The following is a 13,557-nucleotide window of genomic DNA, read 5'->3' as shown; positions in this document are numbered from 1 at the left end:
CCGGGGCGTCGGGGACGGGGGTCGAGGTCGGGAGAGGGCGAGGCGTCGGCCTCAACGCCCCTCCCGGGAGCCGATGGCGGGCCAGTCGCGACGGTCGGGCCGGCCGGCCGGAGGGGAGGCAGCGCTTCCGGAGGCGGGACGCCGGGAGAAGCGGTCGCCCCGGGGGGGGGAAGAGGGGGCGGAAGAGGCTCCCGGGGAGACGGGCACCCAGCCGGATCGGACGGGGCCGGAGCCGTGGCCGACGGCGGGAGTGGGGGCCGGGGTCGATCGGGGATCGCCCGAGGACGATGAACCAAAGGAGGCCGGATCGGCGTCGGGGAGGGTGATGTTGAAGAACTCGGGGGGAGGGACCTCGATCGGAGGGACGCTGAGCATTCGGGAATTGCGGCCGGCGACGGCCACGTCCTCGTCGTTCTGGAGCCGGACGATCGGGTCGGCGTCAGCATCGCCGAGACCACCGGCGCCTGCCCCGGCGCCGGGCCGGGAGGCGGGCGGCGGGGTGTTGGAGGCGATCATGGACGGGGGCAGGCCGGGCCGGCGCTCCTCGTAGAGGTGGCTCATGTTGTTGCGGTCGAGGATGGCGTAGATCGACTTCGGGGAGGCGTAGAGGCCGCGGCCGACAGAGCGGTCGAAGGCGAAGTTGCAGACGCCGGCCACGTAGCCGTCCTCGGTGAAGAGGCCGCCGCCGGATCGGCCCTGCTTCGGCGAGTGCAGGCATTCGATCGCGTCGTAATTTCGCTTGCCGGGGACCTGGTAGCGGGAGCTGGGGGCGTAAATGACGGTGTTCCAGGCGGTGGCGTCCTCGCCGTGGGAGCAGCCGACGGTGTACATGCCCATGCGGGCCTCGGGCTTCCAGCGCGGGGGGACGACCCGGGACGACGGGACGATGCGGCCGGGCCGGATGCGGACCAGAGCGACGTCTCGGTCGAAGTCGTAGTCGATGACCTCGCCGGGCATCGGCTGGCCGACGGGGCGGACGGTCTGGCCGCCGGGACCGCCAAGCTTGCCGTCGAAGAGCTCGACGAGCACCGGGTACATCCGGGAAAACTGCTCCGGGCGGGGCTGGGGGCCATCGATGCTGAAGATGTGGGCGCAGGTGAGGATGATCGCCTCGTCTTCGTTGCTCTCGATCACGGTGCCGGAGCCGTAACCGATCTTGTTACGCTCCTTGACCCGGATCCGGACCACAGTGGCCCAGGGATCCGGCAGCGGCCCGAGCCGGGCGGAGCCGGAGCCGGAAGAGGCCGGGCGAACCTGGGGCCGGGAGGGGTTGGTGACGGGAGTCGGGCCGAGCGCGTCGCGGTAGAGGTCGGCCAGCTCCCGGGCCTCAACGATCCCCTCGCGACGGGCGACCTCGCGCCCCTCGGCGTCGAGGATGATGAAGGTGGGGATGTTCTGGATCCCGAACCGCTCGGCCAGCTCGGGCTGGCGATCGACGTCGATGGAGCGGACGGGGTAGTTCTTGCGGGCGAGCAGCTCGACTCGGGGCCGCATCTGGTTGCAGGGGGCGCACCAGTCGGCGTGGAAGTCGAGGATCGCCGGCCCCCGGGAGGCTCCAGCCGGGGCCTCCCCCGGGGGGGAGGAGGCGGGGGCGGGGAGGGTCGCCAGCACGAGCGAGAGCAGGAAGGGGGCGGTGGTCATGCCGCGAGGACTCCTTCTTCCCGGGCGGCGAGCCGAGGCGTCGGGCAGGGAGGGCCTCCGCTCGCCGGTCGGCCGGCGAGGGGGAGCCCGTCCCGTCCCGTCGGGGCGGATCGGCCGCGATCGTACCCTCCGGGGGCGGGCGATCGGCCCGGCCCGGGAGGGGCCGTCGGGGTGCGACGGCTTCGGGAAACCACCGAGGATGAGGACGAGAGACGAGAGGCGAACGCATCAACCCGGTCCCACGCGCCGATCGGTCCCGGGGCCGCTGCGGCCCGGGAGATCGGCCAGGGGAGGGCGGTGCCGGCGACCGGAGTCGGCCGGCGATGCGCCGAGGAAAGAGGGGAGGAATCGAGAGAGGAGAGTGCTTGCCGGGGAGCGTCCCCGGCCCTTCCTTGGACTGGCCCCTGGTCACCGACCCCGGGGCCCGACCTCATGTCGGGTCCCGGTGCCGCCGCTTGGGGCCCTCGGCGCGGTCGTCGAGCGGTGGGGGGGGGTGGAATCACCCTCCCTGGGGCTCGTCGAGCGTCGGTCGGGGGCACGTCCACGGCTGGCGGGCCTCTTTCTACTCGGAGCAGGCATGGAGCACCAGATCAGTTATCGGCCGGGACGCCGGCCGGCTGGAGGGAATCTCGAAAACTCGGGACGGCCGAGAGGCGGCCTGCGCCGGTGGTGAGGAAGACACGGAGGGCCAGGGAACCAATTCCGGTCCGGGGTCGTCGGAAACGGGCGAACGGTTTGCCGGGGGGCGGATGGTCGGATAGAGTTGGTCCAGTCCGCCAGGTCGGACGGCGATCGCGGCGACTCGGCCCGTCCCCGAAGGACGCCTCACCCGCCCCCGCGCCCCGGCCGATCACGGAAGTCGTCCCCGGCGGGTCACTTGTGGAGCACTCATCTCGTGCGCTACACTGCATGGAGATGTCGCTCGCTCCGCAACGGCCCGGTTCCGGGCCGCTCGCCGCTTCGGTCGAGTTCACCTCCACCCAGTCCACGGTCCAGCCCCCTCTCGCCTCGCCGACCCCAGGCGTGCCGACGTGGGCCGGGCGGCCGACCGTCTGACTCCGATCGCAACGGGATGGGACCATGACGTTCGTCGGAAAAATCCTCGTCATCGTGATCCTGGCCTTCGCCCTGTTCTTCCTCGCGCTGTCGACGGTGGTGATGACCGCCTCGACCAACTGGCGGGAGGAATACGCCAAGGTGACCCAGAATCGCGACCAGTTGCAGCAGCAGCTCAACACCGCCAAGGGCGACCTGGAGGCCCAGAAGGCCAGCCTGACCGGCGAGATCAACGCCCGAGATGCCCAGATCGCCCAGCTGGAGGCCCAGGCCTCCCAGCTTCAGACCGCGATCGACCAGCTCGAGAGCGAGAACACCAGCCTCCGCACCCAGGTCGAGGAGGCCCAGCGGACCACCCAGACCCAGGTCCAGCTCGCCGAGGCGGCGACCAAGGAAGCCGCCCAACTGCGCGAGCAGTTCCAGGCGGCCCAGAAGGTGGCCAACGATTACGCGGCCCAGCAGTCGCAGCTCAACGAGAAGATCTTCCAGTTGGAGCGGCTGCTCAGCACCGCCACGCGGAACAACGAGGATCTCCGGAACGCTCTGGCCGACTATCAGAACTATCTGGAGAGCCGGGGCCTGCCGTCGGATCGCAACCGCATCCGACAGGCGGCCCAGGGCGTCGTCGTGTCGCCGGACATCGAGGGCAAGGTCCTCCGGGTGGCCAGCGACTTCATCGAGATCTCGATCGGCTCGGACGACGGCGTCGTCGCCGGTCAGGAGTACTTCGTCTTCCGGCGAGGCGGCTCGCCGCAGTACATCGGGAAGATCAAGGTCACGCTCACCGAGGCCGACAAGGCCGTCGCCCGCGTGACCGAGCCATACCTCGGCCGCAAGGTGATGGAGGGAGATGATGTCGCAGGCAAGATCCAGCCGAACAGCTAGGTCCGGCGCCGGGAGAGCGGCCCGATCGGGCCGCTCCCAGGCCATCCCCGCCCAGCGCGGCGGTCGGGGCGTCTACGTCCAGCAGGCCAAGAGCGACATCTTCGTCGTGCTGCTGGGCGTGGCCCTCGGAGCGATGGTTCTGGGATGCCTCTTCCTGGTGGTGAAGCTCAACCAGTACGGGTTCAGCACGACCGTCTCCGGTTGAGCCTCCCTCCTCGATCCGCCCGGACTCCGATCATCCGCGACGAGGCCCCGAGCCTGGGACACCTTCCCGGGCTCGGGGCCTCGTCGCGTTCTGGCAACGATTGGCTCCTCTCGAAACGGGTGGGTCAGCGATCGGACCAGGGAGGCTCGGGCCTCCCCAGAACCAGGGGTGGGGAGCAGGAACCTCGGGGCGATCCGCTCCCCGGCCGACCCCGTCCTCCTCCCGCCCTCCTTCGGCGATCGCCGTCCGTCCGCCGCCTCCTGACGGCCATTGAAGAAAAGGGATCAGCGATCCACCCGTCGCGAGGGACAGCGTTTGAAGAAGTCCCAGATGGCGAGGCTGGCGTCGAAGTCCTGGCTCGCCTTGCCGACCATCTGGACGTGGTAATTGAGCGGCCGTCCGGGCCAATTGTGGCCGGCTCCTTCGATCCGGTAGACCCAGACGAGGGCCCCTCCGCGACCGGAGGGATAGGAGAAGACTCTCGTGGTGGTGCCGTCGTCCTCGGGACTGTCGGGCAGGACGGTGACGGTGGGGAGGCCCTGGATGGCGTCTCGCTCCAGGTAGCGGGCGATCGTCGCGTCGGCCGGGGCGACCCGGCCGCGGTCCTGGGGCAGAAGCGGCGCGACCGGCCCGCCGGAGACGGGCATCAGGGGGTCGTCCTCGCCGATGATCGCCATCAGGGAGACGGGGAACTCAGGGGAGAACCGCTCGGCGACCGGCTCGGCCATGCCTCCGGAGACGGGAGCGACCGCCGTCACGAGGTCGGAGGCCTCGGAGGCGAGCCGGTGGCAGAACATCGCGCCGCTGGAGATGCCCGTGGCGAAGACTCGGCCCAGGTCGATCAGGCCAAGCTCCCCCAACTCCTCGGCAACGGCCCGGACCATCGCCACGTCGTCGACCCGTTGGTCGGTTTCCTCGCTGGTGGCGTCCCGGGAATAAAGGGCGCCGAACCCCCGGCTCCGCACGACCGGGGCGTCCGGGCCGTAGTCCCAGTTCCGGCCGACCCCCTGGGGGTAGACGACCACGAATCCTTCCTCGTCGGCGATTGGGTCGAACCGGCAATAGCGCTGAATCGTCTCGGAGGTCCCCCCCTCTCCGTGGAAAACGAACACCGCGGGAGCGGGCCGGGACCATCCCTGGGGAACGTAGACGCGGTAGGTCCGCTCCAACTCGCCGACGACCAGCGATCGGGCGCTCGTCGTTCCGACCTCGAGCCCGGCGGGGGCGTCCGAGGTCATCGTCCCGAGCATCGCGAACACGACGGGTGACCAGATCGGCATCGGTCTTGAGTTCCTCTTGAGCGAACCGCCGGGAGTTCACACCTTCCCGGCGGCGAGAGTGGGAGCCCCCCGACTCGTTCCGGGAAGGAATCGCCGGGGGTGGAGATGGTGGAGATGCATGTGGATACGGAGGGAGAACAAATCCCGTACCCGTCCGATCGGACGGTTTCGCCGCACACTCGTCAATACTGAACCCATTGACACTATGTGGTGCACGTCCTACAATCCGTACAGTGGATCGCGGCTCGGGACTCCCTGGCCAACGTCCCTGGAGCCGGGGCCGAGCTGGGCCCGGCATTGCACCCGGTGGTTCATCACAGCGAGGGCGGCGACCGAATCCAAGGCGCAATGCGTTGCACCAAAAAGAGTTCGGTGCGTCCGATCCTCCGGGGGGCGTGACTCGATGACCAAGTTTCCGGACATGTTCGCGGCCCTCGCCGCGCCGTTCGCGTCGCACGAGGTCAAGGTCCGGCAGCAGGCCGGACGGCAGTTGCATTACATCACCGCCCGGACGGCGATGAACCGGCTCGACAGCGTCCTGGGGCCAGAAAACTGGTGGGACGAGTACATTCCGTCGGATCACTCGGTCCTCTGCAAGCTGACGATTCGACTGCCGGACGGATCAACGCTGACCAAGGCCGACGCCGGCGGTTACGCCGGGATGTCGGACCAGGGGGACGACGACAAGAGCGGCTATTCCGACGCCTTCAAGCGCGCCGCCGTGAAGTTCGGCGTCGCTCGGTACCTCTACCGGGACGGCGTGCCGGAGTTCGTCCGCGACCGTGTTCCCGGCGAGGAGCTCTCCTCGGGAGAGCCGCAGCCGACGATCTCGTCGGCCCCTCCTGCCCAGTCGGCCGAGGCCTCCTCGCGTCGGGAATGGCCGTCCCGGGGAAGCCAGTCCCAGGGGCAGGGGCAGGGCCAGAGCCAGGGGCAGGGGCAGGGCCACGGGGGCGCGGGAGGCGTGGTCGGATCGCCGCCGCGATCGGGCCGGGCGCTGTTCGCCTGGGTGAAGGACCAGGAGCAGCGGCACGAGGTCGGTTTGCTGCAATACCTGAACAAATGGGGCAAGCTGCAGGACTATCCGGGGCGCATGGTCGACTGGGACTCTGACCAGGTGGCCAACGCCTACCAGGAGGCGACCCGGAAGATCCAGGCCAGCCAGCCCGACCGTAATGAGGCCTACGAGGAGGCGCTGGCGAACTGACCCGACGATCCCGCGAGGCCCGGGCGATCGGAGCCAGCCCGACCCCGGACCCCTCGCCGTCGGGTCCGAGCCCCCTTGAGGCCGACGCCCCGGGGCCGCTGCTTGGCGGCCTCGGGGCGTTTTTCGTTCGACGCGACCCGCTGGGGCAAGCGAGGGCGCAAGGCCGACGCCCCGGCCAGGGTCCGGGGCGAATTCGTCGCGACGGTCGGCCGTTCTCGGCCGGCTGACGGATCGGGTCCGAGATCGGGAGGGGACCGCGACGCTCCCGAGTCGGATCACCCTCGGGAGTCTCGGGAGGGGCATCGACCTTCCCCCGAGGTTCAGGTCCGCAGGTCCGACTCGCTGAGGACCTCGAAGCCGGAGGAGCGGAGGATTTGGCCGGCGAGCTCGACGTTGTCGATGTGCATGGCCACGGCGGCCCGGCCGTGGGGGTGGACGATCAGCGGGTAGGCGTAGTGGATGTTGACCTCGCCCTGAAGCAGCGCGGCGCAGATGTCGGAGAGGGTGCGGGAGCCGGCGGTCAACTCGGCGACAATCAGTTCGTTCTCGGCGTAGGGCAATCGGGAATGCTGCAGGATCTCGCGGCCCTGCTCGCTGTGGCTGAGCATGATCCGAACGATGCAGCAGTCGGCCGAATCAGCGATCGACAGCCCGACGATGCGGACCTTGGTGCCGGTGAACGAGCGGACAAGCTCCAGGAGCTGGCCGACCCGGTTCTCCAGAAAGACGGAGAACTGTGTCACCGTCGGCCAGGAATAGCCTTCGAGCGTCTCGAACCCCAGGCCGCTCTCGCCTCCTCCTTCGCCCAAGCTCATGGCGTCTCCCCGATCATCCCTGGAGCCGATGCGATGCCGAGATCCCACCCGGGGGGAGAGGGCCCCGGGCCGCCCTCGAAATGGCGGAGGACCGAGCCTCGGCGTAACCGGTGGCCGTCCAAAATGTAACGATGGATCGCACGTCGGTCAATCGGCGAGTTTGGCCGACTTCAAGGGCCGCCTGGTCCGGCGAGGGGGCGGGCGGGGGCATTTTGGGAAAGCCGGGGGCGTCCGGAAGCCGATGGAAGGGTGACGAGCGAGGATCGAATCCCCGGGGCGCGCCGAGCGTCCCTTGGGATTGGGCCGCCGCGCCGGGCGTGCCGGCGACGCCGAAGGGCGAGGGCGGTCCCGCTTCGGATCGGAACCGGAAGCCGAGGGAGGGTCCCGGGCCGACGTCGCCCCCCGGGGGGTGGCATCCCGCGCCGAGGGGTCGCTCCCGATCAGAGGTGGTGACCATGAACTGGCGACTGCGAGACCTGGTCCGGGCCGGGGCGGCCGCGGGCCTGCTCTTCGCGACGCTCGGCCAGGAGAGCCGGGCCCAGGAGCCCGCCGAGCTGCCCCCCGGCGCGGCGATGCTCGGCGAGACGATCGACATCCTCCGCGCCCAGCGTGCCGGCGACCTCGCCGTCGAGGCCCGGGGCGCCGGCAGCGACACGGTCGAGCTCCGGCTGAGGAACACCTCGGCCAAGCGACTGCACGTCATCCTCCCTCCCGGCCTGGTCGCCTCGGCCGCCTCGGGCCAGTTCCAGAGCATGGGCCTGGGCACCCCGGGCAACCAGCCGGAGGCCTTCGGCCGCTTTGACACCCCCGGCGAGGCGCTGGCCCCCGGCTTCCGGTCGGTTCCGGTCTCCGGCGGCTCGACGGCCGCCTCGGTGACGGTCCCCGCCGGCCAGGAGGTCGCCGTCCGCATGCCGGCGGTCTGCCTGAATTACGGCCTGCCGGATCCGAATCCGACCAACCGATTTGTCCTGATGGACATCTCGGAGTACTCCTCCGACGCCCGGGTGCAGAAGGCGCTGCGGTCGCTGGCGACCTACGGCACCGGCCGACGGGTGGCCCAGGTCGTCATGTGGCACACCTGCAACGGCCTGAGCGTCGCCCAGGTCGAGCGGCTCGCCCCCAAGCTGGCCAACCGCTGGGAACTGGCGCTGGCCGACCGCTTCATCGAGGCGCTCGACGCTTCCTCCGGGACCGACCTGGTCGATCCGGCCTACCTGACCGCCGGTCGCGTGTTCGTCCGGGTGCAGGGAGAGGGGGACCTGGCGGCCGAGGCCAACCGACTGGCCGAGGCGATCGACGGCTCGATGGTCTTCGGCCTGCCCGCCCGGGTGGTGCTCGGGGCGGACGAGCCGGTGGCGTCGGGCCCGGCGCTGTACCTGGTGGTGTCGCTCTCCTCGCAGACCGACAGCCAGACGACCGGCCGGATCGCGGTGCACGGCCTCGGCCGGGATCGGTCGTGGACCAACGGCGGCCTGGCCAAGCTCGTGATTGACGCTCCCGCCTCGTCGATCGACGGCGGCATGCTCACCTCGGCGATCGATCGGGCGGTGGCCACTCAGTTCGTGAAGGTCCGCCGGTCGGCCCAGGTCGAGGGCGGCACCAAGCTGGTGGTGGAGAATGGCCTGCCGATGACCCTCGCCGGTCTGACGCTGGACGCCTCAGCCGAGGGCGGGGCGATGGTCCCGTTCGAGGCCATCGGCATCGGCCCGCTGCGGTCGGCCGAGGTGGTCGTCCCGGCCGCAGGGGCCCGCGCCGCCTCTCTGGAGCTGAACGGACTCTGAGCCGAGAGCCGATCGGGGAGCGGATCCGACCGCTCCCCAATCGGGGTCGGGGTCGGGGTCGGGGTCGGACGGGTCGATCGGCGATCGACGCTCCCCGACCAGACCGATGGAACACGCGAGGGGCCCGGTCCTCCGCGCCGGATCGCGTTGAGCGAGGCCGGCCCGGGGGCGCCGGGCCTCTCGCCTTTGGAGGAGCCTTCCGCCACGCTCCGGAGCCGTCTGGGAGGATCGCCTGCTGGCTGGTCCGGCTTTTGCCAACGATCCTGGCGACGATGGCCAGGCCCATCGGCGAGGGCAGGGGATGCCTCCTCCTGTCGACGAGACGCGGAGCGGGACGGTCGTCACCAACTTTCCGCGAGGAGCGATGGGCGGTCATGCCCGATTCCCGATCCGAGGCCCCTCGGGAGCCCTCGATCGCGTCGGAGGAATCTCGAATCGGCAACGCGAGGACGGGCTCTGCGCGAAGGGAATCCCCCTGGAACAGACCCTGCTCCGGGGGGCGGTCGGCGATTGCTGCCGCTTGCATCCCCGATCGAAGGAGTTTATGGTGGCAGGACCGCCTGAAGGATCCACGACCGGGCCGGCGGCCGGCGTCCTCGCGCCGACACCGTCCCCCTGCCGACTCGTCCCACCTTCCGCACGGTTTTCCTCACAACATCACCCGGGAGTCGTCATCGATGATGTTGCGCAAGTGGCTCGCGCTGGCCGCCAGCGTCTCGTGCGTCGCCATCCTCACCGCCGGCCTCTCCGCCGCCGCCCCGCAGGAGGAGGAGACGCTCGAGGAGTTGATGGAAAAGGTCAGCACGGCCAACAACAAGATCAACCGCTACATCCGCACCCCGGTTTCCTTCAAGAAGTCGCAGGACGAGATCGTCTCCCTCGCCAAGGAGCTCGTCGAGCTGGGTAAGAAGTCCCGGGAGAACGAGGAGGCGCTCGACAAGGCCAAGGACGTCGAGAAGCCGAAGGAGAAGTGGCAGGCCCTGATGGACGACATGATCAAGCACACCGAGACGCTGGTCAAGCAGGCTGAGGCCGGCGACCAGGGGCTGGCCAAGGACGCCCACACCGAGGTCAAGAAGGCCTGCGCCGAGTGCCACAAGGTCTTCCGCGTCGAAGACGACTTCTGATCGCCTCCCGCCTGGCCCGATCCACCGGAATCGCTCCGCCCGAGGCCCGACCCGATTGGGCCTCGGGCCTCAGCGCGCGCCGGGGGCCGCTCGCATCCGACTCGACGCCTGGCGGCCGCGGCCCCCATCGTTCCGGCCGTTCCCCCCGATGCCCGATCCCGACCTGCCCCCGTTCCTCGCCCTCGGGCTCACCCTGCCGGGTGTGTTCGCCAACCTCGCGCTGGACGAGGCGCTGCTGATCGAGGCCGACCGCGAGGGCTCCCCGGCCGTGCTCCGCTGGTGGGAGCTGCCGGAGCTGGCGGTCGTGATGGGCGCCTCCTGCCGGATGGGCGAGGACGTCGCCGTCGACGCCTGCCGCCGGGACGGCGTGCCGATCGCCCGGCGAGCCAGCGGGGGAGGGACCGTGCTCATCGGCCCGGGGGCGCTGAACGTCTCCATGATTCTGCCGATCGCCTCGGCGCCGGGCCTCGGCGCCGTCGACGAGGCCCAGCGCTGGGTGTTGGGCCGGATCGCCGACCGCCTGAGGGCGCTCGGGCTCCCGGTCGAGGTGCTCGGCTCGGGGGACCTGACGCTCGGCGGCCGGAAGTTCTCCGGCAGCGCCCAGCGACGATTAAAGCGATGTTTTCTCGTGCACGCTTCGATCCTCTACGGCCTGCCGGTCGATCGGATCGCCCGGTACCTTGGCGCCCCTCCTCGCCGCCAGCCGGAGTATCGCGCCGGCCGGGCTCACGACGAGTTCGTCACTCTCCTCCCGCTGTCCCGAGACGCCCTCCTCGAGGCCGTCCGGGACGCCTGGCTTCCTCCCGGTTGCCTGCCGGACGCTCCCCCGGTGCCCGAGGGCCTCGTCGCCGAGCTGGTCGCGAGCAAGTACGCCGACCCGGCCTGGATCGAGCGGTTCTGAGGCCCGATCCTCCGGCAGGAGGAGCGTCCGAGGAGGGGCGACTTGCCAGGATGCCCCCGCCCCGCCCCGCCCCGCTGCGCCCCGCTTCCGGAAGGGAGGGGGGGCGGTGGAATTCTCCGGGGAGGGGTTTACTCGCCCAGCTCCTCCCGGCGATCCGGGTACAAGGGGCCGGCGGTCCGGGCGAGAACCCGGGGCTCGCCGTAGCGGTCCTGGAGCGTTCGGACGAGAACCAGCTCGGGAGCCGAGGAGGGCCAGTGCTCGAACTCCGAGGGGTGGAGCAGCACGAAGTGGGGCGAGGGGGACTCGGGTTCCAGGCCCAGGGCCTCGGGAGAGGGGAGCTGCCGGACGCGGCGGCCGACGTGGAAGGCGAGGTCGGCGGGCCAGCGGTCTCGGTCGGGGATGGTGTCGTCGAAGGCGGTGCTGTTGAGAAAATAGAGCGTCGATTTTCGGGGCATCCACTGGCCGATCGCCCGGCCCCAAGGCCCCTGGCTCTGCCGGTAGTTCCACTCGGGGACGACCACTCCCCAGTGGGCCAGCTTCAGGGCCGCCACCACGAGCACCACCGCCGCGACTCCGACCGCCGGCCGGCCGGCCCACCAGCCGGCGATCGCCACCGCGGGAGCGGCCAGGCCCGAGGCGATCAGCACCAGCGCCAGCGGGCGATACGCGCCGATCGCCGCCGCGACGTAGCCGAAGATCGGGGTCGCGAGCGCCGCCCAGCCGATCGCCGCCGAGATCGCCGCCGCCCAGAAGCACCGCCTCGCGCCGGCCGACAGGTCGGACCAGCCGCCGAGCACGCGGTCGAGCCCGGCGGCCGAGGCGACCGCCAGGCCGAAGAGCATCGGCACCCGGCCCGCGTCGCCGAGGCCCGGCACCAGGGTCCCGGCCAGGGCCAGGGCGGCGGCGATCTTCAGCCAGTCGAACACCAGCGCGCGGCCTTCGCCCGAGAGCCCCTGGCGAACCGATCGGAACCCGAGCAGGGCGGCCATCGGCGACCACGGCAGGGCATACGCCACCGCCCAGGGGATGAGCGTCCAGGCCGGGCCTTTCATCAGCGGCAGGGCGACGGCCGCCGCCCAGGCCTCGAACCGGGCCGTCGACCACGCCCAGAGCGACCACGCCCCGACCATCGCCAGCGCCCCGGCCGCCGCCCGGCCGGGCCTCGCCCCTTCCCGAGTGCCGAGCACCACGGCCGGCACGAGCACCGCCGCCAGCATCGGCCAGCCTCCGGCCAGCCCCGCCAGCCCGGCCAGCAGGCCGACGCGGAGGTCCGCCCCGATCGACCGCAGGCGGTCCAGCGCCAGGACGGCGAAGAGCCCTCCCACGAGGTTCGGATCGGGGAGGATCGGCTTAAGCATCAGCGCCTGGCTGCCGGTCAGGCCGAGCGTCAGCCAGGCGATCGCCCCGTCCAGGGCCCCGAGCCCGGCGGCGGAGCGGTCGATCATCGCCAGCGACCCGGCGGCGGCCAGGGCGGCCAGGAGGGAGGCCCTCGGGCCGAGCGTCGCCCCCAGCCGTCGGCAGGCGAGCAGGGCGATCAGGCTCGCGGCGATCGCCTCCGGCCAGCGGACGGCGGCCGCGGTGGCGGTCACGCCGCCGAGGAACCAGGCCCAGACGCGGCTGGGCAGCACCCGGCCGGCCAGCAGGCCGGGCTCCCAGGCGCCGTAGACCAGGCCGAACGGGCCGATCCGGTCGCTGGCGGCCATGCCGAGCCGGGCCTCGAGCGGCCCGAGGTCGAGGTTGCCGGCGCCGATGAGCGTGCAGGCGACGATCACCGCCAGGGCGGCGGCCGTTGCCAGTTCGCCCCAGGCCGGCCAACCGCCGGCCATTGGCACGTCGGCCCGGAGTCGGCGGGGGGCGATCACCTCGGGAGTGGTCGTCGCTCGGCTCATCGGACGGGGCCTCCGTGCTCGTCGTGGTCGCGATCGCTCGTCTCTGGTGCCAGTCCGGCAGGGGGCAGCGGGCCGGGGTCGGGCACGGGCTCGTCGCCTCCGGCCGGGAGTTCCAACCCGTTGGATCGGGGGGGGATGCCGGGGAAGTTGTCGGTCGGCCAGGGCTCGACCATGCCGTAGACGTAGCCGCAGAGCCAGCCGTCGCGGTAGCCCTGGCGGCGCATCTCCTCGGCCACGTCGTCGATCGTCCAGCCCTGGCGGTCCATCCGGTAGAGGGCCACCAGCGCCCCGGTTCGGCAGGTGCCCCGGGCGCAATGGGCGAGCACCGGGCGGCGGGTCGGGTCGTCGACCGCGTCGAGCACGGCCCGGAACTGGTCCTCGCGGCCGAAGCCGTCGCCGGGCATGGGGAGGTGGAGGAACTCGGCGCCGAGGCGCTCGACCAGTCGGCGTTCGGCCTCGACCTCGGGGCCGGGCAGGTGGAAGCTGACGACCGTCTTCAGGCGATAGGTCCGGATCGCCTCGGCCAGTTGCTCGGGGGTGAGCTGGCCGGATCGGTAGAGGACGCCGGGGGTGACCACGTCGAAGTGGTCCCAGACCAGGCGGTTGGCCCGGACCTCGATCGTCAGCCAGGTCGCCGCCCCGGCGACGACCGCCGCCAGCGCCGCGGCCATCGCGATGCGCATGATCACCTCCCGGATCCGTCCGTGTCCATCCGATGCGACGCCGACGGGCGGGCTCGTCGTCGGGGATTCCGGGTGCGCAGGGGCCTTCGC

General features: G+C 71.4%; 11 protein-coding genes. 6 read left to right on the top strand and 5 right to left on the bottom strand.

What is annotated here, in order from left to right; genetic code table 11:
• Positions 1–51: 51 nt before the first annotated feature.
• A complete protein-coding gene (locus TsocGM_RS06535) occupies positions 52–1,641 on the bottom strand; it encodes a thioredoxin domain-containing protein (RefSeq protein WP_126724499.1) in 1,590 nt (529 codons plus the stop codon).
• 1,080 nt (positions 1,642–2,721) lie between these two features.
• On the opposite strand from TsocGM_RS06535, the gene TsocGM_RS06530 reads away from it, so the two are divergent.
• Entirely contained in the window at positions 2,722–3,582 is an 861-nt protein-coding gene (locus TsocGM_RS06530) for a hypothetical protein (protein WP_126724498.1), read from the top strand.
• Positions 3,551–3,787, top strand: a complete 237-nt coding sequence (locus TsocGM_RS06525; protein WP_126724497.1) for a hypothetical protein — start codon at positions 3,551–3,553, stop codon at positions 3,785–3,787. Before TsocGM_RS06530 ends, TsocGM_RS06525 begins: the two co-directional genes overlap by 32 nt.
• Positions 3,788–4,071: 284 nt before the next feature.
• Here the strand turns inward: TsocGM_RS06525 and TsocGM_RS06520 are convergent, their stop codons facing one another.
• On the bottom strand, positions 4,072–5,067 hold the full coding sequence (locus tag TsocGM_RS06520) for an alpha/beta hydrolase family esterase (protein WP_126724496.1): 996 nt from the start codon (positions 5,065–5,067) through the stop codon (positions 4,072–4,074).
• A 403-nt stretch (positions 5,068–5,470) separates the two neighbouring features.
• On the opposite strand from TsocGM_RS06520, the gene TsocGM_RS06515 reads away from it, so the two are divergent.
• Positions 5,471–6,271 carry a Rad52/Rad22 family DNA repair protein gene (locus tag TsocGM_RS06515; RefSeq protein WP_233578466.1) on the top strand — a complete coding sequence of 267 codons (801 nt, stop codon included), beginning with the start codon at positions 5,471–5,473 and terminating at the stop codon, positions 6,269–6,271.
• Positions 6,272–6,591: 320 nt separating this feature from the next.
• On the opposite strand, the gene TsocGM_RS06510 is transcribed toward TsocGM_RS06515, so the two are convergent.
• Positions 6,592–7,086: an acetolactate synthase gene (locus tag TsocGM_RS06510; protein WP_126724495.1), complete on the bottom strand. Its 495-nt coding sequence runs from the start codon at positions 7,084–7,086 to the stop codon at positions 6,592–6,594.
• Between the two features lie 455 nt (positions 7,087–7,541).
• Here TsocGM_RS06510 and TsocGM_RS06505 point away from each other — a divergent pair, with 455 nt between their 5' ends.
• The 3 genes from TsocGM_RS06505 (at position 7,542) to TsocGM_RS06495 (ending at position 10,895) form a co-directional block, all read left to right on the top strand.
• Positions 7,542–8,867, top strand: a complete 1,326-nt coding sequence (locus TsocGM_RS06505; RefSeq protein WP_126724494.1) for a hypothetical protein — start codon at positions 7,542–7,544, stop codon at positions 8,865–8,867.
• A 677-nt stretch (positions 8,868–9,544) separates the two neighbouring features.
• Positions 9,545–9,994 (top strand): cytochrome c, encoded by a 450-nt coding sequence (locus TsocGM_RS25865; protein WP_158633406.1) that lies wholly within the window; start codon positions 9,545–9,547, stop codon positions 9,992–9,994.
• Positions 9,995–10,142: 148 nt separating this feature from the next.
• Positions 10,143–10,895 carry a lipoate--protein ligase family protein gene (locus TsocGM_RS06495; RefSeq protein ID WP_126724492.1) on the top strand — a complete coding sequence of 251 codons (753 nt, stop codon included), beginning with the start codon at positions 10,143–10,145 and terminating at the stop codon, positions 10,893–10,895.
• Positions 10,896–11,023: 128 nt separating this feature from the next.
• Here the strand turns inward: TsocGM_RS06495 and TsocGM_RS26885 are convergent, their stop codons facing one another.
• A complete protein-coding gene (locus tag TsocGM_RS26885) occupies positions 11,024–12,784 on the bottom strand; it encodes a hypothetical protein (RefSeq protein ID WP_233578462.1) in 1,761 nt (586 codons plus the stop codon).
• Positions 12,781–13,467 (bottom strand): fused DSP-PTPase phosphatase/NAD kinase-like protein, encoded by a 687-nt coding sequence (locus TsocGM_RS26880; RefSeq protein ID WP_233578459.1) that lies wholly within the window; start codon positions 13,465–13,467, stop codon positions 12,781–12,783. The genes TsocGM_RS26885 and TsocGM_RS26880 overlap by 4 nt, the downstream gene beginning before the upstream one ends.
• Between the last annotated feature and the right edge of the window lie 90 nt (positions 13,468–13,557).

Origin of the sequence: Tautonia sociabilis, from assembly GCF_003977685.1 — a bacterium.
In the GTDB taxonomy this organism is placed as follows: domain Bacteria; phylum Planctomycetota; class Planctomycetia; order Isosphaerales; family Isosphaeraceae; genus Tautonia; species Tautonia sociabilis.
Note: the sequence above shows the minus strand (reverse complement) of the source record. Positions and strands in the feature narration are given on the sequence as shown.

Excerpts from the sequence above, each read along its gene's own strand:
- TsocGM_RS26885 (WP_233578462.1), bottom strand. The coding sequence starts at position 12,784 with ATGAGCCGAGCGACGACCACTCCCGAGGTGATCGCCCCCCGCCGACTC.
- TsocGM_RS06530 (WP_126724498.1), top strand. The coding sequence starts at position 2,722 with ATGACGTTCGTCGGAAAAATCCTCGTCATCGTGATCCTGGCCTTCGCC.
- TsocGM_RS06535 (WP_126724499.1), bottom strand. The coding sequence starts at position 1,641 with ATGACCACCGCCCCCTTCCTGCTCTCGCTCGTGCTGGCGACCCTCCCC.
- TsocGM_RS26880 (WP_233578459.1), bottom strand. The coding sequence starts at position 13,467 with ATGCGCATCGCGATGGCCGCGGCGCTGGCGGCGGTCGTCGCCGGGGCG.
- TsocGM_RS06505 (WP_126724494.1), top strand. The coding sequence starts at position 7,542 with ATGAACTGGCGACTGCGAGACCTGGTCCGGGCCGGGGCGGCCGCGGGC.
- TsocGM_RS06525 (WP_126724497.1), top strand. The coding sequence starts at position 3,551 with ATGTCGCAGGCAAGATCCAGCCGAACAGCTAGGTCCGGCGCCGGGAGA.
- TsocGM_RS06495 (WP_126724492.1), top strand. The coding sequence starts at position 10,143 with ATGCCCGATCCCGACCTGCCCCCGTTCCTCGCCCTCGGGCTCACCCTG.
- TsocGM_RS06515 (WP_233578466.1), top strand. The coding sequence starts at position 5,471 with ATGACCAAGTTTCCGGACATGTTCGCGGCCCTCGCCGCGCCGTTCGCG.
- TsocGM_RS06520 (WP_126724496.1), bottom strand. The coding sequence starts at position 5,067 with ATGCCGATCTGGTCACCCGTCGTGTTCGCGATGCTCGGGACGATGACC.
- TsocGM_RS06510 (WP_126724495.1), bottom strand. The coding sequence starts at position 7,086 with ATGAGCTTGGGCGAAGGAGGAGGCGAGAGCGGCCTGGGGTTCGAGACG.
- TsocGM_RS25865 (WP_158633406.1), top strand. The coding sequence starts at position 9,545 with ATGATGTTGCGCAAGTGGCTCGCGCTGGCCGCCAGCGTCTCGTGCGTC.